This window comes from Enterobacter sp. 03-F-07-AD-ECC, from assembly GCF_047530935.1.
GTDB lineage: Bacteria > Pseudomonadota > Gammaproteobacteria > Enterobacterales > Enterobacteriaceae > Enterobacter > Enterobacter cloacae.
The window spans coordinates 112,476-133,787 of sequence record NZ_JBLKBZ010000003.1; the positions used below are offsets into that span (position 1 = coordinate 112,476).

A 21,312-nucleotide genomic window follows, 5' to 3' on the forward strand; every position below is an offset into this window, starting at 1 on the left:
ATTCCTCAACTCAGAAACCGATGGGTTTCAGGCAATATTGCCGCAGATACTACCCTATCTGGCGAGTTGAGTCACAAAGAAAAAGGGCCGGATAAGCGGCCCTTTCTGGGTTATTTCGTCAGCTTGATAACCTGCTTCACGTCGATTTCAAATTCGTTCCAGTCTTTATCGACCTTACCCTGCAGCTCGACTTTATCTTGCGGGGACACGGTCACACCGTTCCAGCGCTTATGATCAATCTCAACCACCACCGTGCCGGTCTCGTCGCGGAAGGTGTAGCGGTCATCGGACAGGCGTTCGGTGATGTTCCCGCGCAGCTTCACCCAGGCGTCGTCCTTCAGGTCTTTGACTTTCGCGGCCGTTGTCAGGTTGGCGTTGTTATCAACAAAACCGCCTGCCTGCGTCTGAGTCTGGGGTTGGGTAGCTGATGGGCCCGTAAAACCGCCCTGAGCAGCGAAGACCGGTGCGGTGGTCATCATCATGATAGCAGCCATTGCAGCGAATTTTTTCATATTCATCTCTCCCTTTAATGTGGTGTCGCAATCCATTAAACAGGGTAATCCTTAACAACTTCTTAAGGGGAAAATTTATATTTTTTTACTGTACAGCAGGCGGATCCAGAGGGTTTACTGACGCCATCAAGGAGGGGATATGCGCATATTACTGGTAGAAGACGACAAGCTGATTGGTGATGGCATCAAAGCGGGCTTAAGCAAAATGGGCTTCAGCGTGGACTGGTTCACCGACGGAAAAACCGGCCAGGCGGCGCTCTGTTCTGCCCCTTACGATGCGGTGGTGCTTGACCTGACGCTACCGGAGATCGACGGTCTGGCGATCCTGCGCGCCTGGCGCGAAAGCGGGCGCAGCGAGCCGGTGCTTATCCTGACCGCGCGGGATGCGCTGAATCAGCGCGTCGAGGGGCTACGCCTGGGAGCCGATGATTACCTCTGCAAACCCTTCGCGCTGATCGAAGTGGCCGCCCGCCTTGAGGCGCTGGTACGTCGCAGCCACGGTCAGACGCGCAGCGAGCTGCGTCATGGCAAAGTGACGCTCGACCCGACAAGCCTCGTCGCCACGCTGGAGGGGGAAACGCTGGCCCTCAAGCCCAAAGAGTTCGCCCTGCTGGAGTTACTGATGCGCAATGCGGGCCGCGTCCTGCCGCGTAAAGCGATCGAAGAGAAGCTCTATACGTGGGACGATGACGTCTCCAGTAACGCCGTGGAAGTTCACGTCCATCATCTGCGGCGTAAGCTGGGCAGCGAATTTATCCGCACGGTTCATGGTATCGGCTATACCCTGGGTGACGCATGAAACTGAGCCTGAAACTCCGTCTGACGCTTCTTTTTCTGCTGCTGTCGCTGACGGCCTGGTTTGCCGCAAGCCTTGTCGCCTGGCAGCAGACGACCCACAAGCTCGATAAGCTGTTTGATACCCAGCAGATGCTGTTTGCTAAACGGCTGCTGACGATGGATCTGGATGAAATACGCGCTCCGGAGCGGATGCGCGAGATCCCCAAAAAAGTGAAGCACGGTCGCCTGGACGACGATGCTCTGGCCTTCGCCATTTACGCTACCGACGGCACGATGATCCTCAATGACGGGGAAAACGGCCGCGACATCCCGTATCACTATCGCCGCGATGGGTTTGATGACGGCAGGCTCAAAGACGACAACGATGACTGGCGTTTCTTATGGCTGTCCTCGCCGGACGGGAAGTACCGCGTGGTGGTCGGTCAGGAGTGGGAATACCGGCAGGAGATGGCGCTGGATGTGGTCAGCTCGCAGCTGACGCCGTGGCTGGTGGCGCTACCGGTGATGCTGCTGTTGCTGATTGTCCTGCTGAGCCGGGAGCTTAAGCCATTGAAAAAACTGGCGCAGACGTTGCGCCTGCGCTCGCCGGATGCCACCGACACCCTGCCGACACAGGGCGTGCCATCAGAAGTACGCCCCCTTCTGGACTCCCTGAACCACCTCTTTACCCGAACCCAGGAGATGATGAGCCGCGAGCGCCGCTTTACCTCCGATGCCGCCCACGAATTACGTAGCCCGCTGGCGGCCCTGAAGGTGCAAACCGACGTGGCGCAACTCTCTCTGGACGACCCGCAGGCGCAGGAAAAAGCGCTCTCGCAGCTCCACGCGGGGATCGACCGGGCATCCCGGCTGGTGGATCAACTCCTCACTCTCTCGCGTCTGGATTCTCTGGAAAATCTCGACGATGTCGAACCGATAAAGATGGCCGATTTACTGCAATCAGCGGTTCTGGACATCTGGCATCCGGCGCAGCAGGCGGGTATCGACCTTCGCCTGAACATCAACGCCCCGCAGGCTGAACGCACGGGTCAACCGCTGCTGTTGAGCCTGCTGGTGCGTAACCTGCTGGATAACGCCGTTCGTTACAGCCCGCGCGGCAGCGTGGTTGAGGTTACGCTGGACGCCCGTTGCTTCTCCATACGCGACAACGGACCAGGGATCGCCCCCGAGGCGTTGGCCCGTATTGGCGAGCGTTTTTATCGTCCACCCGGCCAGGATGCCACGGGCAGCGGGCTGGGATTATCGATTGTAAAACGCATTGCTGCCCTGCACGGTATGCATGTTTCACTGGATAATGCTGCGGAAGGCGGCGTTGACGTAAAGGTGTGCTGGTAAGGGATTATTGCATTTAACGCAAAAGACTTTGCACATTTTGCTCATTTTACCGTATCGCCCTCGCGCGTAGAATACTCGCCATACTCTCATCGACGAGGACAAATAATGAGCAACATTCTGATTATCAACGGTGCGAAAGAATTCGCCCACTCTAAAGGCCAGTTGAATGACACCCTGACCGAGGTCGCGGACGGCTTCCTGCGCGACGCCGGGCATGATGTTAAGGTTGTGCGCGCAGACAGCCATTACGACGTGAAAGCCGAAGTGCAGAACTTCCTGTGGGCTGACGTGGTTATCTGGCAGATGCCGGGCTGGTGGATGGGCGCACCGTGGACCGTGAAAAAATACATGGATGACGTGTTCACTGAGGGCCACGGTTCACTGTATGCCAGCGACGGCCGTACCCGTTCAGACGCGTCTAAAAAATATGGCTCAGGCGGCCTGATTCAGGGTAAGAAATATATGCTCTCCCTGACCTGGAACGCCCCGCTGGACGCGTTCACCGATAAAGATCAGTTCTTTGAAGGCGTAGGGGTAGACGGCGCATACCTGCCGTTCCACAAGGCTAACCAGTTCCTCGGCATGGACCCGCTGCCGACCTTTATCGTCAACGACGTGATTAAAATGCCTGACGTCCCGCGCTATATCGCAGAATATCGCAAGCATCTGGCTGAAATTTTTGCTTAACTGGTAACCTGGAATTAGAAGGAGTTAATTATGCTTACCGTTATTGCTGAAATCCGTACGCGTCCTGGCCAACATCACCGCCAGGCGGTGCTGGATCAGTTCGCGAAAATTATCCCAACCGTACTGCAAGAAGAAGGCTGCCACGGCTATGCGCCGATGGTTGACGCCGCAACCAACGCCAGCTTCCAGGCCACCGCGCCGGACTCCATCATCATGGTTGAGCAGTGGGAAACCGTGGCGCATCTCGAAGCGCACCTGCAGACAGCACACATGAAAGCGTGGAGCGATGCGGTAAAAGGTGACGTGCTGGAAACCCACATCCGTATTCTGGAGCAAGGGGTGTAAAACCTGCCTTCCCTCTCCTTTCGGAGAGGGAAATATCTCTGACCTGCTATGCTTATTCTGACTTCATGATTAACAGGAGGATGGAATGGGACTTTTTAACTTCGTAAAAGAAGCAGGCGAAAAGCTGTGGGACAACCTGACCGATCATAAAGGCCAGAGCGACAAAATCACCGAGCACCTCAAGAAACTCAACATTCCCGGCGCGGATAAAGTGCAGGTCAACGTTACCGACGGTAAAGCCAGCGTAACGGGCGACGGGCTGACCCAAGAGCAGAAAGAAAAAATCCAGGTCGCCGTCGGCAATATTGCGGGCGTCAGCGAGGTGGAAAACAACATCACCGCCACTGATGCCAAAGATGAAGCCACCTACTATACGGTGAAATCAGGCGACACCCTCAGCGCCATCTCCAAAACCGTTTACGGGGATGCCAACCAGTACAACAAGATTTTTGAAGCGAACCGCCCGATGCTCTCCAGCCCGGACAAGATTTATCCCGGCCAGACGCTGCGTATTCCTAAGGCGTAACCCACACGTCGGGGGCGCGCCCCCGACCTTTTACCAGTACGGCTTCCAGCTCTGGGTGAACCGCACCAGCGCCTCAACGTAGAAGTAATCGCCCCAGCTCGCACACTCATCCACGCCTTTGTTGCTCGCCAGGTGATAGACAGCGTGCTTAAGCAGCCCGTTCCCCTTCTCGTCTTTGCCCATCAGATAGTGCTTTGTCAGTGACGACATAATCCCTTTAGCCCAGTCCAGATAACGTTCACGATCCGGATCCGTGACCGGCAACTGTTTTACCAGCTCCAGCAGCCCGCAGACGGCAATGGCCGCCGAGGAGGAATCCCGCAGCGCATCTGTCCCCAGCAGCGCCAGATCCCAGTGGCAGACATAATCCTCCGGCAGACGATTAAGAAAGTAGTTTGCCAGGCGTTTTGACAGCGCAATCATCGTCTTATCGCCGGTATAGAGATAGCTCAGCATAAAACCGTAGATCCCCCACGCCTGCCCGCGGGACCAGCAGGAGTCGTCCGCGTATCCTTGCTGCGTGTTGCCGTAACGAGGCGCGCCGGTAACCACATCCATGTAGTAGGTGTGGAACGTCGAGGCATCTTCACGAATCAGGTACCTGGCGGCTTGCATCACGTGGGCTTTTGCGGCGTCAGCAAAGCGCGCGTCGCCGGTTTGTTCCGTCGCCCAGTAGAGCAGCGGCAGATTCATGTTGCAGTCGATAATCATCCGCCCGGCCTGCTCCGGGTCTGACAGATCGCCCCAGGCCTGAATAATCTTCGCCTTCGGGTGAAAGCGCTCCAGCAGGGCTTCAGCCGCCAGCAGGGCGAACCCGCGCGCCTCGCGGTTGCCGGTCAGTCGCCAGGCCGCCACGCAGGAGAGCGTATACAGGAACCCCAAATCATGAGTGTTGGTATCATTACGCCCGGCGATGCGCAGGCCAAACGAGCGCACGTGTTTTTCAGCCATCTCGCGGAACGTTGTCTCACCGCTCATCTCCCACGCCAGCCATAGCTGTCCGGTCCAGAAACTGGTGGTCCACTCCACATTCTCCGTCAGCGGATAAACCCCGTTCTGGCAGGTTTCTGCCGGGAATCGGTCACCGAACGCCACCAAATGACGGCTAATCAGCTCAAGCACGTGGCTGCGGGCAGAGCTGAGTTCATCACGTAATGTCCGCGATTCAACGTGGACAGGAATAGCCTGCAGGTGTTCCTCTTTGATACGACTTAACATGTTTCGGGTCCTTTAAATTATCGGGATGAGGGTTCTGCTGCGTTCAGCGAGCGGGTACCGCGCCATTTGCTCTGGCAGGCGGATAACGTAAAGGCAGAGATAAACGTAAAGGTCAGCGCCGTGGCTCCCATAATGATATAGGTGTGCTCAAAGCCGATGCGGTCATACAGATAGCCGGCAGGCGAAGAGACAACCACGTTGCCCACGTAGAGCATGGCCTGATAGCCCAGCAGATACATGGTGGCGTTAACGCGTTTATCGAAATGCTCAGCAATATATTTAAAGACCGATACCAGCAGCAGACATATTTCCAGGCCATACAGCGGTTTCAGTACGGAAATTAACAGATGGGAATCGCACAGGCCGGAAATAATCAGTCGCGCACCGACCACCAGCCCGACAATTAACAGCCCACGCTTGGCACCAATACTATTCACCAACAGCGGGATCACCATATACATCACAAATTCCATACCCGACTGTACGGTTCCCAGATAACCGAACACCGCGTTACCCTGGTGAATATCATCAAAGAACGTGACGAAATAGCGTGAGAACTGCTGCTCGGCAATAAACATCATCCACGCCACGCCCGCCACATACAGGCAGAACGCCCAGAACTTGCGGTTACGCAGCAGGGCATAGACATCCGCAGGGGCGATTTTCTCTTTGGTCAGCACCTCGCTGGCGTGAGCGGAGTTAGTGTTCACTTTCAGTCTCACAAGGACGATCAGCATGATGATGGATGCGACGCTGCCCAAAATAAAGTTATACGCCGGAGAGAGATTAAACAGCAGACCGGAGAACGAGGACGCCACGGCCCAGCCAAGCGATCCCCACATGCGAATTTGCCCGAACTCCATACCGTTTAAACGGCTAAAGCGGTCAGAATAGGATTCACACGCCGCCACGCCCGCGTACCAGGCAAAGCTTAAATAGAGCGCGCCAATGATGATCCCCACCAGAGTATTGGACATCAGCAGCGGCTGATAAACATAAATAAAGAACGGCGCCATCAGTGCGGACATGGCAACCACAAAATAGAGCAGGTATTTACTCATGCCGATCTTATCGAGAATATAGCCGTAGATCGGTTTAAGGATGACTGAGAAGATACCGTTGACCGCAAAGACAGTGCCAATTACCGAGCCGCTGAGATTGGCCTTTTGGCCGAGCCAGATGGCTAATAGCCCAATACTGGCGGACCAGGTAAAGAAATAGAGAAATATAAAGCTGCTGATTTTGTAATATTCGGTTCTGTTCGTTGTAGATGCACTTTTCATATCATCCTCGCCGACGTGTAGGGTCAGATTTTTTATAATGTGAACGACAGCTTACGTTCGCCTCCGGGTTCGCGGATCGCGACCTGGTCAGGGGTCATCTTCAGTTCAGGTGCCAATGCCGCGGGGGGGTTCTCGCTGGCCACGACGGCGCAACAGAGCCAGCTCTCTCCCTGAGGGAGATCGGTTTTTAACAGCGGAATGGATGCGCATTCCGGGAACATAATGCTGCTGTTCGGCGGCGTGACGATGCTGTCTGGCTCCCGGGCAATGGCCGGGGAAAGATCGACAATCACGCTGCTGCCGTTGCTGGCCGTCAGGTAACAGCCACGCTCATGAATGTGGCGTTCGGTTTTCATCACCGCAAAACCGCCCTCCACTGCCTGAAGGGTGCGAGCGCTGTTAATGCGGTGCAGACGCACGTGCCACTCGCCAAAGGGAATTTGCCAGGTTTCGACATGGACATCATGCCAGGGTGACCAGCGTGAATAGAGGTAGTTCTCATCCACCCGCACCTCCGCGCATTCACGACGCCCGCGGAAGTAGTTATCCCCCTCCGCCAGCAGTAACATCGAGTCGCAGGCGGCATGTTTCAGGCCAAAGCGCCCCCGCTCGAGGGTGAAGCCAAAGCGGCTTGAGTACGCAAATTTGGTGTATTTGGCTTCGGTGTTGACGTAGTTATTCAGCTCAAGCTGACCGGCAGTGAGCATCGTGACGTGCTGTGAGTTATCCGCATGCATCAGGATGTGCTGCGCTGGGTGGATCACACGTTTTTCCGCCAGCGAGGGGAGCGGCTGCTCTTCTGCCTGCCAGAACGGGTGTGACTCCGGCAAGGCCAGCATCAGGTACGTTTTCAGCGCCCAGTACGGCGAGCCGGGGGCGTTATAATCCTCGCACATCACCAGGTTGGGATAAGTAAAACCGAGGGTCAAAATACCGTCGCGATCGGTCATCGGCTGCCGCTGCCACCAGCGAAGATGGCGCAGCACAATGCCCTTCACGATGCCCGGCGAGAAGACATTCAGCCCGGAAAAGGCCACGGCGCTCCAGAAAGCGACCATCGCGAAGCGATAGGTAAGGCTCCGGCCAAACGGTACCGACGCGCCGTCGGCGGCAGACCAGTGAATAAAATCTTCGGCAAACTGACGGGCACGCTCACGTAACACCTCCGCCCTTTTTTCATCACCGCTGAGGGTGGCATAAATCAGGCCGTAGAAGTGGAACGCCATTGAGATGTAGTAATCCTTCGGGCGGCCCGGACCGTCAGAATACCAGCCGTCACCCAGATAATACGCCTCCATCATCGCAAACCGACGGTCGATGGCGCGCGGATCATGCGGCAGCCCGGCACATTTGAAGCCAAGCTGCACCATAATCGCGAAGTAGTTCCAGTTGCTGTCCGGCATCTGCGCATCGGTGATCTGGTTGAGCCACGCGTGCAGGTTCATTACCTCACGTTCGCTGAAGCGGCGGGTGAGCTTATCCCCCAGCAGCGCCAGCCCCAGGCCGTAAGCCGCCATCTCCACCAGACGCTGGTCGTACGGGCCGGTTTCCCCCCAATAGCCCGGGCTCTGCGGATCGGTGCCGAGCTTAATGGCGGTAAGGTACTTCTCACTAAACGGCTCGTCCCCGCCGCCCGCCATCAGCGGAAACAACCCCCACAGCGCGCGGGATAGCCCTTCCATCTGCGCAATCTCCGTGGGGTAGTGCGCACAGGTTTCTCCCAGCGAGAACCGGGAACAATCCTGCGGAAAGGACTTATCCAGCGCGCCCAGCAGGTCATGTAACGACGCCACCACCTCCTGGCGCGAAGACAATGGATTTGATTTTTTAGACATACGCTCGCCCTCGTCATCAACTGCGACGAAGGATAGTGAATCCGCAAGGGGGATAAATGTTAGCCACGTCACAGCCGTGAAGGCTAAATAAACCTCCAGTTGAGAAAATTTAAAAAGGTGGTTTATAACGAGAATATAACGGCAGAAAATTGAGTTTTATTGCACTATGCGCGACACGCCCACCTCCGACCGGCTGGAACTGATCACCTTAAATGACACCGTCGTGTCATTCAGCCGTCTGTTTGCCAATACCGTGCGTTATCATCACTGGCATCAGTGTCTGGAGATTCTGTATGTAGAAGAAGGATTTGGCGTCGCCATTGTCGATAACCGTCACTACACCATGCGCCCCGGGCGGCTGTTTTTCTTTCCGCCGTTTACCCTGCATAAAGTGAGGGTGGATGAGCAGGCAGAAGCGATTTACCGACGTACCATTATTCATCTCGACCCTCACGCGGTGCTTACAGCCCTGCGCGATTTTCCCCACACGCAGCAGCGGCTGCAGAAACTTTCTGCCCGCGGCGCCGGAGCGTGGGTTGCCGATCTGGCGCACTGCCATCACCATGTCGATCATCTGCTCGGCTGTTACCCGTCGCCTTTAACCCGCGAGGGAATAGCCGCGCTGTTGATTGGTTTATTCGCCATGCTCCCGGACGATAATGCCCGTGCGCCGGGCAGTAGCCTTGGGCTCGCCAGCCAGGTGATGTTCTGGCTGGACGAACATTACCAGGAGAAATTTCGCCTGGATGCACTGGCAGAAACGCTGGGGAAATCCCGCAGCTACGTATCGCGAAAATTCCATGCGGAAACAGGCGAGAAGATCCACAACTATCTGAATACGCTAAGGCTGCGCAAGGCCTGCGAGCGCCTGCTGCACAGCGAGGCGAGCGTACGCGAGATTGCCACCCAGGTGGGATTTTCCGACGTGACGTGGTTTATCAGCGCGTTTAAGAAGGGAATTGGCGAGACGCCGTTGCAGTACCGGAAGAACCATGCTGACCGATGAACGGCGTGAGCGCCCGGCATGCTTTAACCGCTCTTCTTCCCCGGCTTTAACCCACGATGAAACTCGTTGATGCGCTTCATGGATTTGATGGTGCGCTGCGGCTCGGTGGAGGCGACGGACAAAATAATCATCTCCAGGCACAGCAGCACCGTACCGTGCAGCGGGATTTTGCCCTTTTCTCCGCCGCGCGGCACATGGATCACCACGCTGGCCTCTTTGCTGAAACGTGAGTCCAGAGCGTTGGTCAGCAAAATCGTCGGGATCCCCAGACGTTTGGCTTCCCGCAACGTGGTTTGTCCTTCCCGGTGTGCAGATTTTTGCGCCATCATCACCAGCACATCGCCGCGCTGGAGCGCAATCAACTGTTCGGCAAGGCCTATCCCGGTGCGGTTGAGCGGCATGGCGGGGAGCCCCATCCGGCTGAATAATCTGGCGGTGTACTCGGCCAGAATACCGGAGGCACCAATGCCGAAGATCGCCACCTGCCTGGCCTGTGCCAGCAGCGACACCGCCTGCGCCATCGCATAGCGGTTGTGCGGTTGCGACAAGACCTCACAGGTGTGCTGATGCCCTTCCAGCACAAAATCGATGCTCGCGTTAACGTCGCTGGTGAGCGTGTTGACCGTTGAGGAGATCTTTTCGCTGGATGTCACCACCGGACCAAACCACTGCTCCAGCGTCTGCTTCAGATCGCGCAGCCCGGCAAAACCCAGCGCCTGGATCGCGCGGACCACGGTGGCGTCCGAGGTTTTTAGCAGCGTGGCGATTTCCATTGCCGTCTGCTCCATCACCGCTTCCCGGTTCTCGTTGATGTAGCGCGCCACCTGCAGCAGACGCGGCGTCAGATGATGTGCACGTGCGCGAAAGCGCTCCCCGTAAACATCCACACGCCCTTTCTCTTTACGGATCACGGTGATACCTCCGGCAATGGCCGCCCGGCAATCTGCGACTGTACCTGCGCGGCCATCAGCCCTAAAGAGGCGAAGGAGTTCGAAATGGCCTCTTCGCGTGAAATCAGCACGTAGTGGCCGGTCCGACAGGCGTTCAGGAACTGGCACCAGCCCGGCATCACCGCCTCCATCGCCGCCAGCTCGTCCTGCGGTTTACCCCCGGTGTCGCCGCGCCAGGTGGCAAAGACAAAATCGGCGTCCAGCTCCGGCAGACGTTCGGCGCTGACGTCAATCCGTCCCCCTTCCGGGATACTCTCAATCAGCGGCGGGAAGGTAAATCCGGCGTCACGCAGCACGCGGCCTAAAGAGTGGTAGCTGTGCATGGCATTGATTTTTCCCTGGTTAGCCTGAATCACCGACACGGTGATTTTGCGCGTATCGATGGTCGCCTTCAGCGCCTTGATTTGTTCCTGATAGCGGCGCTCCAGGATTTTCAGCCGCGCCTGCGTACCGGTGAGCTGCGCCAGCTTGCGGTAGATCTCCGGTGCACCGCCGTCGAGATGGTCGATACTCACCGTCGGGGCAATCTTCTCCAGCTGTTCCACCGGCGTGTTGCGGGTCGGCTCGGTGATGATCAGATCGGGTTTGGCGGCGGCAATGGCTTCAATGTCGATATCCGCCGTGCCGATGAATTTGATGTCGGAATTATCGAAATCCACCCCCGTCAGCATGCCGCTGGCGCGCAGAAAATGGCTGCCGTCCGGGCGCGTGCGGCCGTGGCTGGCGACGGGCGGTACGCCAAGCTCAATCAGTGGAATGGTGATATCCAGGTCGTGCAGCGAGACGATCCGCTTCGGGTGAAGCGGCACCTCCACCTTACGCCCGAGATCGTCAGTGAACGTCTGCGTCGGCTCTGCCGCACCCACCGCAAACCCTATCAGCAACAGCATCGAAACAAATACGCGCATCATAGTCCTCTAAAATCTGTCCCGACGCTGCCAGAGCAGCAGCAGGAAAAACGGTCCGCCAATCAGTGAAATCACAATCCCCGCCGGTAACTGCAACGGCAGGAATGCCAGCCGCCCGACGGTATCCGCCAGCAGCACCAGCAGCGCCCCCAGCACGGCACTGCCCATCAACAACGCGGTTTGCCCACCGCGCATCACCAGACGCGCCATATGCGGCGCAATCAGCCCCACAAAACCAATACTCCCCACGCAGGAGACACAGGCCGCCGTTAACACCACCGGCGCGAGAACGCGCAGTAGCGCTAATCGTGCGGTGCGAACCCCGAGCCCCGTTGCGGCGTGGTTACCCAGCAATGCCACGTCAGCCGCGCGGGCAGTAAAGAGCAGCAGCGCAAACGCCGGGGCCGCCCAGGCTGCGGCGATACCGACCAGCGTCCAGTTTGCCGCGTGCAGGCTCCCCGCCAGCCACAGCATCGCCGTCTGCACATCGCGCACGTCGGCGGTGGTCATAAAGATCCCCATTGCCGCAGAGAAAGCCCATGACACGCCAATCCCAATCAGAATAAAACGCGGACGCGAGATATCGCGGGCCAGCGCCACCACCAGCAGCGCGGTAATGAGACCACCGGCCATACCGACCAGCGGACGCCAGGCCAGCCCCAGCGCAGGGAACTGAAAAATCAGCAGCAGCACTGCCGCGCTGCAGCCCTCTTTCACGCCGATAAGCCCCGGATCGGCCAGGCCATTGCGGGTGATGGACTGCATCGCCGCCCCCGCCATGCCTAGCATCGCGCCGCTTAAAATGGCCATCAGCAACCGTGGCAGGCGGATATCCATCACGATATAACGCGCATCCGCCTCCAGGGGTTGCCCGGAGAACAGCGCGCGCCCGATGGCGGAAGTGGGAATGGGAAGCGAACCGTGCGTCAGGCCAAACCCCAGCAGGAGAATGCCCATTAGAGCGATAAGCGTAACGCGCGCCACTGCCGCCGGGCGTACCTGCCCGGAAAACGGCCCGACACGCCATGCACGCAATCCGGCCCGGCTCATTTGAACATCCTTGATGCCATCAGGATAAAGAGAGGAGCACCCACCAGCGCGGTCATGATCCCGGTCGCCAGCTCATACGGCGTAAACAGCGTACGGGCCGCGATATCCGCCAGCAGTAACACCAGTGCCCCGCACAGGGCAGAAAGCGGCACCATCACGCGTAAGTCCACCGACACCAGACGGCGGATAAGCTGCGGCACGACCAGGCCAATAAAACCAATCGGCCCAGCAATGGAGACGGCTGCGCCGCAAAGCAGCGCAATCGCCAGCAGAGCCAAAAGGCGAGTTTTGAGCAGCGACACGCCCAGCCCCTGCGCCATCCGGTCGCCCAGGGCCAGCATATTGAGCGATGGCGACAGCCAGAGCGCCAGAGCGACCCCCACAGCGGCAACCCAGGATGCGCTGCGAACGATCTCCGCGTTAAGCCCGGCAAGATCTCCCGCCAGCCAGGTGCGCATGGCAAGCAGCGTCTGTTCATCCAGAATCAGCACCGTGGCGGTAATCGACGACGCAAACGCCGACATCGCCACGCCGCATAAGGTAATTTTCATTGGCGTGAGGCCGGTTCGCCCTGAAGAGGAGAACGTCAGCACCAGCATAAACAGCGCGGCGGCACCGACAGCGGCAATCAGCGGGCGACCAAACGGCAAGATAAACCCAAGCGCGCTGGTCAGCACCACGGCCAGCGCCGCCCCCGCGTTAAGCCCCAGAATATGCGGCTCGCCCAGCGGGTTACGGATCACCGACTGTAACAACACGCCCGCCACGCCCAGCGCCGCCCCGGTGACCATGGCGGCAGCCAGCCGTATCAGGCGTAATCTGACAATCACGTTGTGATCGAAATTGCGCGGGTCGAAATGAAGCAAGGCCTGCACCACCGTCTGGGGAGCAATGACACGCGCACCGATACCCAGATGGGCAATCGCGCCCATCACCAGCAGCAAGGCAAACAGCAGGAAAGCCAGTGACGTTCGCATCATGATTTTTCCGCCGCCTGGCGGAATGGCATAAAGAACGGCTTACCGGTCAGGGGATTAACCGACATATGGACATCGACATTAAACACCGCTTTGATGAGTTCCGGCGTGCAGACGTCGCCTTCATGCAATACTCCCTCGACTTTGCCCTGGCGTAAAAAGACCAGGGAATCGCCATAGTTGACGGCGAAGTTGAGATCGTGGAGCACCACCACCACCGTACGGCCATGCTGGCGGGTCAGGGTATGCAGCAGCTCGAGGATCTCCACCTGATAGCGAAGATCGAGAAAGGTTGTCGGTTCATCCAGCAGGATATAGGGCGTTTGCTGCGCCAGGGCCATTGCGATCCAGCAGCGCTGGCGCTGGCCGCCGGAGAGGCTTTCGACGGGCTGATGTGCAAACTCTGCCGTACCGGTCAGGTGCAGAGCCTCTTCAACGGCCTGCTCGTCTTCATCGCTCCACTGGCGCATAAAATTTTGCCAGGGAAAACGGCCGCGTGATACCAGCTCAAACACGGTCAGCCCTTCCGGCAGCAGCGGAGATTGCGGCAGGATCCCCAGCTGGCGGGCTACCGCTCTGGTTGGTTGCTCGTGAATGGCTTTGCCATCAAGCAGCGCGGCCCCGCCAAGCGGTTGCAGCAGACGCGCGATAGTGCTCAGCAGCGTGGATTTTCCACAGCCGTTCGCCCCTACCAGCACGGTCATTTTCTGCCGGGGGATCGCAAGGGAGATATCATCGACGATGATTTTTTTCTGATAGCCCGCGGAGAGGTTCTCAAGAACCAGCCCCGGTTTATGGGTGTTGTGCGCCACGTGAATGCCAACTTAATAAAAAATCGAACAAATAAAAATAAAACTCATTCTCTTTTGAGAGTTTGCCGCTGCGCCATGTAGTAGTCAAGGGGATAAACACCCTGATAAAGCCAGGGTTAAATAACAGGTACTTCAGCGGCGGTGTTATTTTTTATTTAAGATTTTTCAATGAATTATATGGAATCTACTTATATCAGGACGGGAGGTTTCAGGCTGTAGCCGATTTTTGCTTTTTTCCATTTACTACTACATTGCCGCATGATTGAATGATTCTCAATTACATGTTCGATGCCACACGGCTAACGAGCAGACAATTAAGGGCAATGACTCATACATTCTTCCGCGCCCTTCATGCGCGGGATCTTTTGGGAAAACAGATGTAATGGCTACGTTCACACCTTCTCTCTCTGGGGTAAAAGGGCGCGCGCTCTTTTCACTGCTGTTTATGGCACCGCTGGTGCAGGCGGCCGACACCGCAACGGCTAACGACGGCGAAACGCTGACCGTCACCGCCGATCCCCATGCCGTGGCCGAGGCCACAAACGGCTATCAGCCGCTTAACACCTCCACCGCCACGCTAACCAACATGCCGATGCTGGATATTCCGCAGGTGGTGAATACCGTCAGTGATAAAGTGCTGGAAGATCAGCACGCTACTTCGCTTGATGACGCCCTTTATAACGTCAGCAACGTGGTGCAGACCAACACCCTGGGCGGTACGCAGGATGCGTTTGTGCGCCGGGGATTTGGTACGAACCGCGACGGGTCAATAATGACCAACGGCCTGCGCACCGTGCTGCCGCGCAGCTTTAATGCCGCGACCGAGCGCGTGGAGGTGCTGAAAGGGCCGGCCTCAACGCTGTATGGCATTCTCGATCCTGGCGGCCTGATCAACGTGGTTACCACACGCCCGGAAACCCGCTTCGGCGGCTCAATTTCCGCTACCTCCTCAAGCTTTGGCGGCGGCACCGGGCAGATTGATGTCACCGGCCCGATTGACGGCACGCGGCTGGCGTATCGCCTGACGGGCGAGTATCAGGATGAAGATTACTGGCGTAATTTTGGCAACGAGCGCAGCACCTTTATCGCCCCGTCGTTGACCTGGTTTGGTGATGATGCCACCGTGACCGTGCTCTATTCACATCGCGACTATAAGACGCCGTTCGATCGAGGAACCATTTTCGATCTCAGCACCAAACAACCGGTAAACGTAGATCGTAAAACCCGCTTTGACGAGCCGTTTAACGTTACCGACGGGCAGTCCGATCTGGCGCAGCTTAACGCCGAATACCGTCTTAACAGCCAGTGGACCGCGAAGTTTGACTACAGCTTTAGCCAGGATAAATACAGCGATAACCAGGCGCGCGTGATGGCCTATGACGCCAAAACGGGTAACCTGACCCGCCGCGTGGATGCAACCCAGGGCTCGACTCAGCGTATGCACAGTACGCGTGCGGATCTGCAGGGGAACGTGGATATCGCGGGCTTTTATAATGAGATCCTGACCGGTGTGTCGTATGAGAATTATGATCTGCTGCGTACGGACATGATGCGCTGTAAGAACGTTAAAGATTTCAATATCTACCATCCGACCTACGGCAATCTCAGCAAATGCACCACCGTCTCCGCCGCTGATAGCGACCAGACGCTCAAACAGGAAAGCTACTCCGCCTACGCGCAGGACGCCCTGTATCTCACCGATAAGTGGATTGCCGTTGCCGGGCTGCGTTACCAGTATTACACCCAGTATGCGGGCAAGGGCCGCCCGTTCAATGTGAATACCGACAGCCGCGATGAACAGTGGACACCGAAGCTGGGGCTGGTCTACAAGCTCACGCCATCCGTCTCGCTGTTTGCTAACTATTCCCAGACGTTTATGCCGCAATCATCCATTACGAGCTACATTGGTGACCTGCCGCCGGAAACGTCTAATGCTTACGAAGTGGGGGCTAAATTTGACCTGTTCGATGGCATTACCGCCAACATTGCGCTGTTTGATATTCACAAGCGCAACGTGCTGTACAACGAAAGCGTGGGGGGTGAAACCATCGCCAAAACCGCTGGCCGCGTACGCTCGCAGGGTGTGGAGGTGGATCTTGCCGGATCGCTGACTGAAAATACCAATATTATCGCCAGCTACGGCTACACCGATGCCAAAGTGCTGGAGGATCCAGACTACGCGGGTAAGCCCCTGCCGAACGTGCCGCGTCATACCGGTTCCCTGTTCCTGACTTACGACATTCATAACGCGATCGGCGGGAATACCCTGACGCTTGGCGGCGGTGGGCACGGCGTGAGCCGTCGTTCAGCGACCAACGGTGCGGATTATTATTTGCCGGGATACTTTGTTGCCGATGCCTTTATGGCCTACAAAATGAAGCTGCAGTATCCGGTGACGCTGCAGGTGAACGTGAAGAACCTGTTTGATAAAACCTACTACACCTCGTCCATTGCGACCAACAACCTGGGCAACCAGATTGGCGACCCGCGCGAAGTGCAGTTTACGGTGAAGATGGCGTTTTGATGTAAAAAAGCCCGGTGGCGCTAGCGCTTACCGGGCCTACGATTGCTATGGCTGAGGCATCAGGCCTCAATATCCGCCATATCGCCTTTCTCCTGCAGCCAGTTGCGTCGGTCTTCCGAACGTTTTTTGGCCAGCAGCATATCCATCATGGCGTTGGTTTGCTGTTCGTCTTCATCGCTGATGGTCAACTGAACCAGACGACGAGTGTTAGGATCCAGCGTGGTTTCGCGCAGTTGCATTGGGTTCATCTCGCCCAGCCCTTTAAAGCGCTGAACGTTTGGTTTGCCCTTCTTGCGCTTGAGCTGCTCCAGCACGCCCGCTTTCTCTTCTTCCGTCAGCGCGTAGTACACCTCTTTGCCGAGATCGATACGGTAGAGCGGCGGCAGCGCGACGTAGACGTGGCCGTTTTTCACCAGCGTGCGGAAGTGCTTCACGAAGAGTGCGCACAACAGCGTGGCGATGTGCAGACCATCGGAGTCCGCATCCGCGAGGATACAGATTTTGCCGTAGCGCAGCTGGCTAAGATCTTCGCTGTCCGGATCGATACCGATCGCAACAGAGATATCATGCACTTCCTGCGAGGCCAGCACTTCATCGGACGAGACTTCCCAGGTATTCAGGATTTTACCTTTAAGCGGCATGATCGCCTGGTATTCACGGTCGCGCGCCTGCTTGGCCGATCCGCCTGCCGAGTCCCCTTCCACCAGGAACAGCTCGGTACGGTTAAGATCCTGCGCGGTACAGTCCGCCAGCTTGCCCGGCAACGCAGGACCGCTGGTGAGCTTTTTACGCACCACTTTCTTCGCCGCACGCAGACGACGCTGCGCGCTGGAGATCGCCATTTCCGCCAGCATCTCTGCAGCCTGAACGTTCTGGTTCAGCCACAGGGTGAAGGCATCTTTGACCACGCCGGAAACAAAGGCCGCGCACTGACGCGAGGAGAGACGCTCTTTGGTTTGCCCGGCAAACTGCGGATCCTGCATCTTCACGGAAAGCACGTAGGCGCAGCGATCCCAGATATCTTCCGCCGACAGCTTCACGCCGCGCGGCAGAATGTTGCGGTATTCGCAGAATTCACGCATCGCATCCAGCAGACCCTGACGCAGCCCGTTAACGTGCGTACCGCCGAGCATGGTTGGGATCAGGTTGACGTAACTTTCGGTCAACAGCTCACCGCCTTCCGGCAGCCACAGCAGCGCCCAGTCCACCGCTTCGGTGTCACCGGTGAAATTACCGACGAACGGTTTTTCCGGCAGCGTCGGCAGGCCGTTTACCGCTTCGCACAGGTAGTCGTTCAGGCCGTCGGCATAGCACCAGCTCTGCTCGGTATTGTTGACGTTATCTTTAAACGTGATTTCCACGCCAGGGCACAGCACCGCTTTGGCTTTCAGCAGGTGCGTCAGGCGAGAAACGGAGAAACGTGGGCTGTCGAAGAAGCTTTCGTCAGGCCAGAAGTGGACGCTGGTGCCGGTGTTGCGTTTACCGCACGTGCCGACAACCTGCAGATCCTGCACTTTCTCGCCGTTTTCAAACGCGATGTTATACACCTGGCCGTCGCGGCGAACGTTCACTTCCACGCGCTTAGACAGGGCGTTAACCACGGAAATCCCCACACCGTGCAAACCACCGGAGAACTGGTAGTTCTTGTTGGAGAACTTACCGCCCGCATGCAGTCGGCAGAGGATCAGCTCAACGGCCGGTACGCCCTCTTCCGGGTGGATATCCACCGGCATGCCGCGACCGTCGTCGATAACTTCCAGCGACTGATCGGCATGCAGGATAACGTCGACGCGTTTGGCATGGCCTGCCAGCGCTTCGTCGACACTGTTATCAATAACTTCCTGGCCCAGATGGTTTGGGCGCGTCGTATCGGTGTACATCCCCGGGCGGCGGCGAACCGGCTCAAGCCCGGTGAGTACCTCAATGGCATCAGCGTTATAGGTTTGCGTCATGATTTAAACTAGCAATTCGCATTGATTGTCAGAGGCTGTGCAGTCCAAGAAAATCGACAATCTGGGTGAAATGATCTTCAAAGCCCGTGAAAGCATGGTTTCCGCCCTCTTCTATAGTCTGGCGGCAGGAGGCGTAATACGCCACTGCCTGGCGGTAATCCAGCACTTCATCACCCGTTTGTTGCAGCAGCCAGATCAGGTCCGGTGCTTCAAGCGGGTCGACCTGCATAACTTTGAGATCGTAAATATGGCGTGACTCTAGCACATATTGTTGGCCGGTGTAGGGGTTCTCGTTTTCGCCAAGAAAGTCCCGAAGCAGTTCAAACGGTCGAACCGCCGGGTTAACCACAACGGCGGGCAGCATAAAGCATTGCGAGAGCCATGTGGCGTAATACCCTCCCAGCGAGGAACCCACCACGCCGAAAGATTCGCCGCCGTGTTCCAGAACAATGGATTCCAGCATCTCCGCCGCCTCTGCCGGATAAGGCGGCAGCTGCGGGATAATCATCTCAACGTGCGGATGATGCTCGCTCAGCCACTGGCGTAACTGTGTCGCTTTGGCAGATCGCGGCGAGCTGTTGAACCCATGCAGGTAGAGGAGCGTAGACATCAATAGCCTTCTGAAGCGGTATCGGGGCGGAATTGCGCGCCTGCCAGACGGCAGACTTCCGTGGTCAGTGAACCATCCGCATGCAGTTCCAGCCAGCGCCAGCCCGGCGCGATGGTATCCAGGGTAAAGTTCGCGCAGTGCGGCTTAAACTGAACGCAGGTCGACGGCGTCGCCAGCAGACGGCGGCCATTCCAGTCGAGATCCTGTTCCTGATGAATGTGTCCGCACAGCAGATTCTTCACGCGCGGGAATTTCACCAGCACGCTATCCAGGGCGGCAGAATTGCGCAGGCTGTGTTGATCGAGCCAGCTACAGCCCGCCGGAAGCGGATGATGATGAAGCAAAAGCAGCGTATGTCGCGCCGGTTCGGCGGCCAGTTTGGTCTCCAGCCAGTCGAGCTGAAACTCGCTTAACTCACCGTGCGGGACGCCAAACACCTGGCTGTCGAGCAGCAGGATCTGCCACTGCTCACCGGCAAACACACACTTCGCCGGAGAGATCCCCGCCTCCTGAAGAGAGCTGTACATCGCAGGCTGAAAGTCGTGGTTGCCCGGAAGCCAGACGCACGGCACGCTAAAGCTCGCGATGCCTTCAGCAAAATGCTGGTAGGCCGCGGAGGATTGATCCTGCGCCAAATCGCCCGTTGCAACGATCAGATCGCAGGCACGATTTTCAGCGTGAATAGCGCTAAGTACAGCCTGATAACTCTCCCAGGTGTTCACCCCCAGCAGCGTTTCATGCTTTTCGGCAAAAAGGTGAGTATCGGTGATTTGTAATATCCTGACTGGTGCCCCACCAGCAACAGTCAGGTTCAACAGGCTTTCCAAATGGTGTCCTTAGGTAGGTTTATGACGCTAACAAACCGGAATCGCCATTGCTCCATGTGCTAAACAATATCTTAGCCAGTCGGCTAAAAACTGGTTAATTTGATGCTTTTCGTCGCGTTGATGCAACTTTTTATTCGGGTAATCATACCGCGCTTTAAAACGAAAGATCTGCTGACTTGAACACACTTCAGCGACCATCGCGTCGTGGTAGAGCCGCACCGTCATTGACGGCAGGCTCCAGTAGCTAATGCTGGGTGCCGTTTGTTCGATTTCCACCAGCGTAGTGTAGCGCGTTGATTCTGTTATCGTTAATCGATACTGCGCGTTGCTCACCTGATAGCTTACCGTTTCGCCGGGTGCGTCGTTTCTCGGCAGCAGGCGGCGCAATTGTGCGAAATTGGTTTCGCACAGGCGCATCATTTCTGGGAAGTCAGGTGTATAACGCTTCATTTTTTCCACTCGTTTCGTAATGTCTGATAATGCAGTTGCAGCCATTGCAGGGCGATGACAGACGCTGCGTTGTCGATTTTCCCCTCTTCTACCCACTGGTAAGCCTGCTCCCGACTCACCACATGAACCCGAATATCTTCGTTTTCATCTGCCAGACCGTGGATCCCATCCGCGGTCGTGGCGTCCACTTCGCCCACCATGATGGACAAGCGCTCGCTGGTGCCTCCCGGACTGGCCAGATAGCTGAGCACCGGTTTTGTGCGGCCAACGATCAGCCCCGCCTCTTCCAGCGCCTCGCGGCGGGCAACGTCTTCAACCGACTCGCCCTCTTCGATCATGCCGGCGACCATCTCCAGCAACCACGGGCTTTCACTGACGTCATACGCCGCAATGCGAATCTGCTCAACCAGTACGACTTCATCACGCACTGGGTCAAAGGGTAGCAAGACTGCTGCATGCCCGCGCTCAAAAATTTCGCGCCTGATTTCGCCGCTCATCTCACCGTTAAACAGGCGATGCCTGAAACGGTAAAGTTCCATTGAAAAAAAACCGCTATAAAGCGTTTCTCGTGCAATAATTTCTACATCGTTTTTGGCGAATGTCACGGGCAACTTATCTGGTTTTTGCATGAGTCGAGTCCTGGTAGCAATGGTGATGAAATTATGAATTTCAAGGCTGTTTGGCTGCCGTTTGTAAGGCTATATGGT

The 21,312-nt window shown here is 56.9% G+C and carries 21 protein-coding genes; 7 read left to right on the plus strand and 14 right to left on the minus strand.

Annotated elements, in window-relative coordinates; all coding sequences use genetic code 11:
- Positions 1–110 precede the first annotated feature (110 nt).
- Positions 111–512, minus strand: a complete 402-nt coding sequence (locus ACMWKA_RS05655; protein ID WP_020689494.1) for a YgiW/YdeI family stress tolerance OB fold protein — start codon at positions 510–512, stop codon at positions 111–113.
- Between the two features lie 139 nt (positions 513–651).
- Here ACMWKA_RS05655 and qseB point away from each other — a divergent pair, with 139 nt between their 5' ends.
- From qseB to lysM, 5 genes are all read left to right on the plus strand, one after another.
- Complete coding sequence (gene qseB / locus ACMWKA_RS05660; RefSeq protein ID WP_020689493.1) at positions 652–1,311, plus strand: quorum sensing response regulator transcription factor QseB; 660 nt, start codon at positions 652–654, stop codon at positions 1,309–1,311.
- A complete protein-coding gene (gene qseC / locus ACMWKA_RS05665) occupies positions 1,308–2,645 on the plus strand; it encodes a quorum sensing histidine kinase QseC (RefSeq protein ID WP_013098726.1) in 1,338 nt (445 codons plus the stop codon). Before qseB ends, qseC begins: the two co-directional genes overlap by 4 nt.
- Before the next feature lie 105 nt (positions 2,646–2,750).
- A complete protein-coding gene (locus tag ACMWKA_RS05670; protein WP_013098727.1) occupies positions 2,751–3,332 on the plus strand; it encodes an NAD(P)H-dependent oxidoreductase in 582 nt (193 codons plus the stop codon).
- A gap of 30 nt (positions 3,333–3,362) precedes the next feature.
- Positions 3,363–3,677, plus strand: coding sequence for a putative quinol monooxygenase (locus ACMWKA_RS05675; protein WP_013098728.1), 315 nt, complete (start codon positions 3,363–3,365; stop codon positions 3,675–3,677).
- Between the two features lie 85 nt (positions 3,678–3,762).
- Positions 3,763–4,203 carry a peptidoglycan-binding protein LysM gene (gene lysM / locus ACMWKA_RS05680; protein WP_013098729.1) on the plus strand — a complete coding sequence of 147 codons (441 nt, stop codon included), beginning with the start codon at positions 3,763–3,765 and terminating at the stop codon, positions 4,201–4,203.
- Between the two features lie 30 nt (positions 4,204–4,233).
- On the opposite strand, the gene ACMWKA_RS05685 is transcribed toward lysM, so the two are convergent.
- Genes ACMWKA_RS05685 through ACMWKA_RS05695 form a run of 3 tightly spaced genes read right to left on the minus strand, consistent with a single transcriptional unit; the run spans position 4,234 to position 8,539 of the window.
- Complete coding sequence (locus ACMWKA_RS05685) at positions 4,234–5,421, minus strand: glycoside hydrolase family 88 protein (protein ID WP_414760044.1); 1,188 nt, start codon at positions 5,419–5,421, stop codon at positions 4,234–4,236.
- 17 nt (positions 5,422–5,438) lie between these two features.
- On the minus strand, positions 5,439–6,704 hold the full coding sequence (locus tag ACMWKA_RS05690; protein WP_414760045.1) for an oligosaccharide MFS transporter: 1,266 nt from the start codon (positions 6,702–6,704) through the stop codon (positions 5,439–5,441).
- 32 nt (positions 6,705–6,736) lie between these two features.
- Positions 6,737–8,539: a DUF2264 domain-containing protein gene (locus ACMWKA_RS05695; RefSeq protein ID WP_414760046.1), complete on the minus strand. Its 1,803-nt coding sequence runs from the start codon at positions 8,537–8,539 to the stop codon at positions 6,737–6,739.
- Between the two features lie 166 nt (positions 8,540–8,705).
- On the opposite strand from ACMWKA_RS05695, the gene ACMWKA_RS05700 reads away from it, so the two are divergent.
- Positions 8,706–9,545, plus strand: coding sequence for a helix-turn-helix transcriptional regulator (locus ACMWKA_RS05700; RefSeq protein WP_058678713.1), 840 nt, complete (start codon positions 8,706–8,708; stop codon positions 9,543–9,545).
- A gap of 23 nt (positions 9,546–9,568) precedes the next feature.
- Here the strand turns inward: ACMWKA_RS05700 and ACMWKA_RS05705 are convergent, their stop codons facing one another.
- From ACMWKA_RS05705 to ACMWKA_RS05725, 5 genes are read right to left on the minus strand one after another with little or no spacing between them, the layout of a single operon-like run.
- Positions 9,569–10,456, minus strand: coding sequence for a MurR/RpiR family transcriptional regulator (locus ACMWKA_RS05705; RefSeq protein WP_013098734.1), 888 nt, complete (start codon positions 10,454–10,456; stop codon positions 9,569–9,571).
- Positions 10,453–11,403, minus strand: a complete 951-nt coding sequence (locus ACMWKA_RS05710) for an iron-siderophore ABC transporter substrate-binding protein (protein WP_129252119.1) — start codon at positions 11,401–11,403, stop codon at positions 10,453–10,455. The genes ACMWKA_RS05705 and ACMWKA_RS05710 overlap by 4 nt, the downstream gene beginning before the upstream one ends.
- A gap of 9 nt (positions 11,404–11,412) precedes the next feature.
- Positions 11,413–12,453 carry a FecCD family ABC transporter permease gene (locus ACMWKA_RS05715; protein WP_097534832.1) on the minus strand — a complete coding sequence of 347 codons (1,041 nt, stop codon included), beginning with the start codon at positions 12,451–12,453 and terminating at the stop codon, positions 11,413–11,415.
- Positions 12,450–13,433: a FecCD family ABC transporter permease gene (locus ACMWKA_RS05720; RefSeq protein ID WP_129252099.1), complete on the minus strand. Its 984-nt coding sequence runs from the start codon at positions 13,431–13,433 to the stop codon at positions 12,450–12,452. Before ACMWKA_RS05720 ends, ACMWKA_RS05715 begins: the two co-directional genes overlap by 4 nt.
- Positions 13,430–14,242, minus strand: a complete 813-nt coding sequence (locus tag ACMWKA_RS05725) for an ABC transporter ATP-binding protein (RefSeq protein ID WP_129252097.1) — start codon at positions 14,240–14,242, stop codon at positions 13,430–13,432. Before ACMWKA_RS05725 ends, ACMWKA_RS05720 begins: the two co-directional genes overlap by 4 nt.
- 382 nt (positions 14,243–14,624) lie before the next feature.
- Between ACMWKA_RS05725 and ACMWKA_RS05730 the strand changes: the two genes are divergently transcribed.
- Positions 14,625–16,766: a TonB-dependent siderophore receptor gene (locus tag ACMWKA_RS05730; RefSeq protein ID WP_414760047.1), complete on the plus strand. Its 2,142-nt coding sequence runs from the start codon at positions 14,625–14,627 to the stop codon at positions 16,764–16,766.
- A 59-nt stretch (positions 16,767–16,825) separates the two neighbouring features.
- Here ACMWKA_RS05730 and parE read toward each other — a convergent pair whose 3' ends face one another.
- The 5 genes from parE to nudF are packed head-to-tail and all read right to left on the minus strand — an operon-like array spanning position 16,826 to position 21,234.
- Positions 16,826–18,718, minus strand: coding sequence for a DNA topoisomerase IV subunit B (parE, locus tag ACMWKA_RS05735; protein ID WP_013098740.1), 1,893 nt, complete (start codon positions 18,716–18,718; stop codon positions 16,826–16,828).
- Positions 18,719–18,746: 28 nt separating this feature from the next.
- Positions 18,747–19,328 (minus strand): esterase YqiA, encoded by a 582-nt coding sequence (gene yqiA / locus ACMWKA_RS05740; RefSeq protein ID WP_014833291.1) that lies wholly within the window; start codon positions 19,326–19,328, stop codon positions 18,747–18,749.
- Positions 19,328–20,155, minus strand: a complete 828-nt coding sequence (gene cpdA / locus ACMWKA_RS05745) for a 3',5'-cyclic-AMP phosphodiesterase (RefSeq protein ID WP_020689480.1) — start codon at positions 20,153–20,155, stop codon at positions 19,328–19,330. Before cpdA ends, yqiA begins: the two co-directional genes overlap by 1 nt.
- Before the next feature lie 27 nt (positions 20,156–20,182).
- Positions 20,183–20,605, minus strand: coding sequence for a DUF1249 family protein (locus ACMWKA_RS05750; protein WP_003862516.1), 423 nt, complete (start codon positions 20,603–20,605; stop codon positions 20,183–20,185).
- A complete protein-coding gene (gene nudF / locus ACMWKA_RS05755) occupies positions 20,602–21,234 on the minus strand; it encodes an ADP-ribose diphosphatase (protein ID WP_013098743.1) in 633 nt (210 codons plus the stop codon). Before nudF ends, ACMWKA_RS05750 begins: the two co-directional genes overlap by 4 nt.
- Positions 21,235–21,312: the final 78 nt, after the last annotated feature.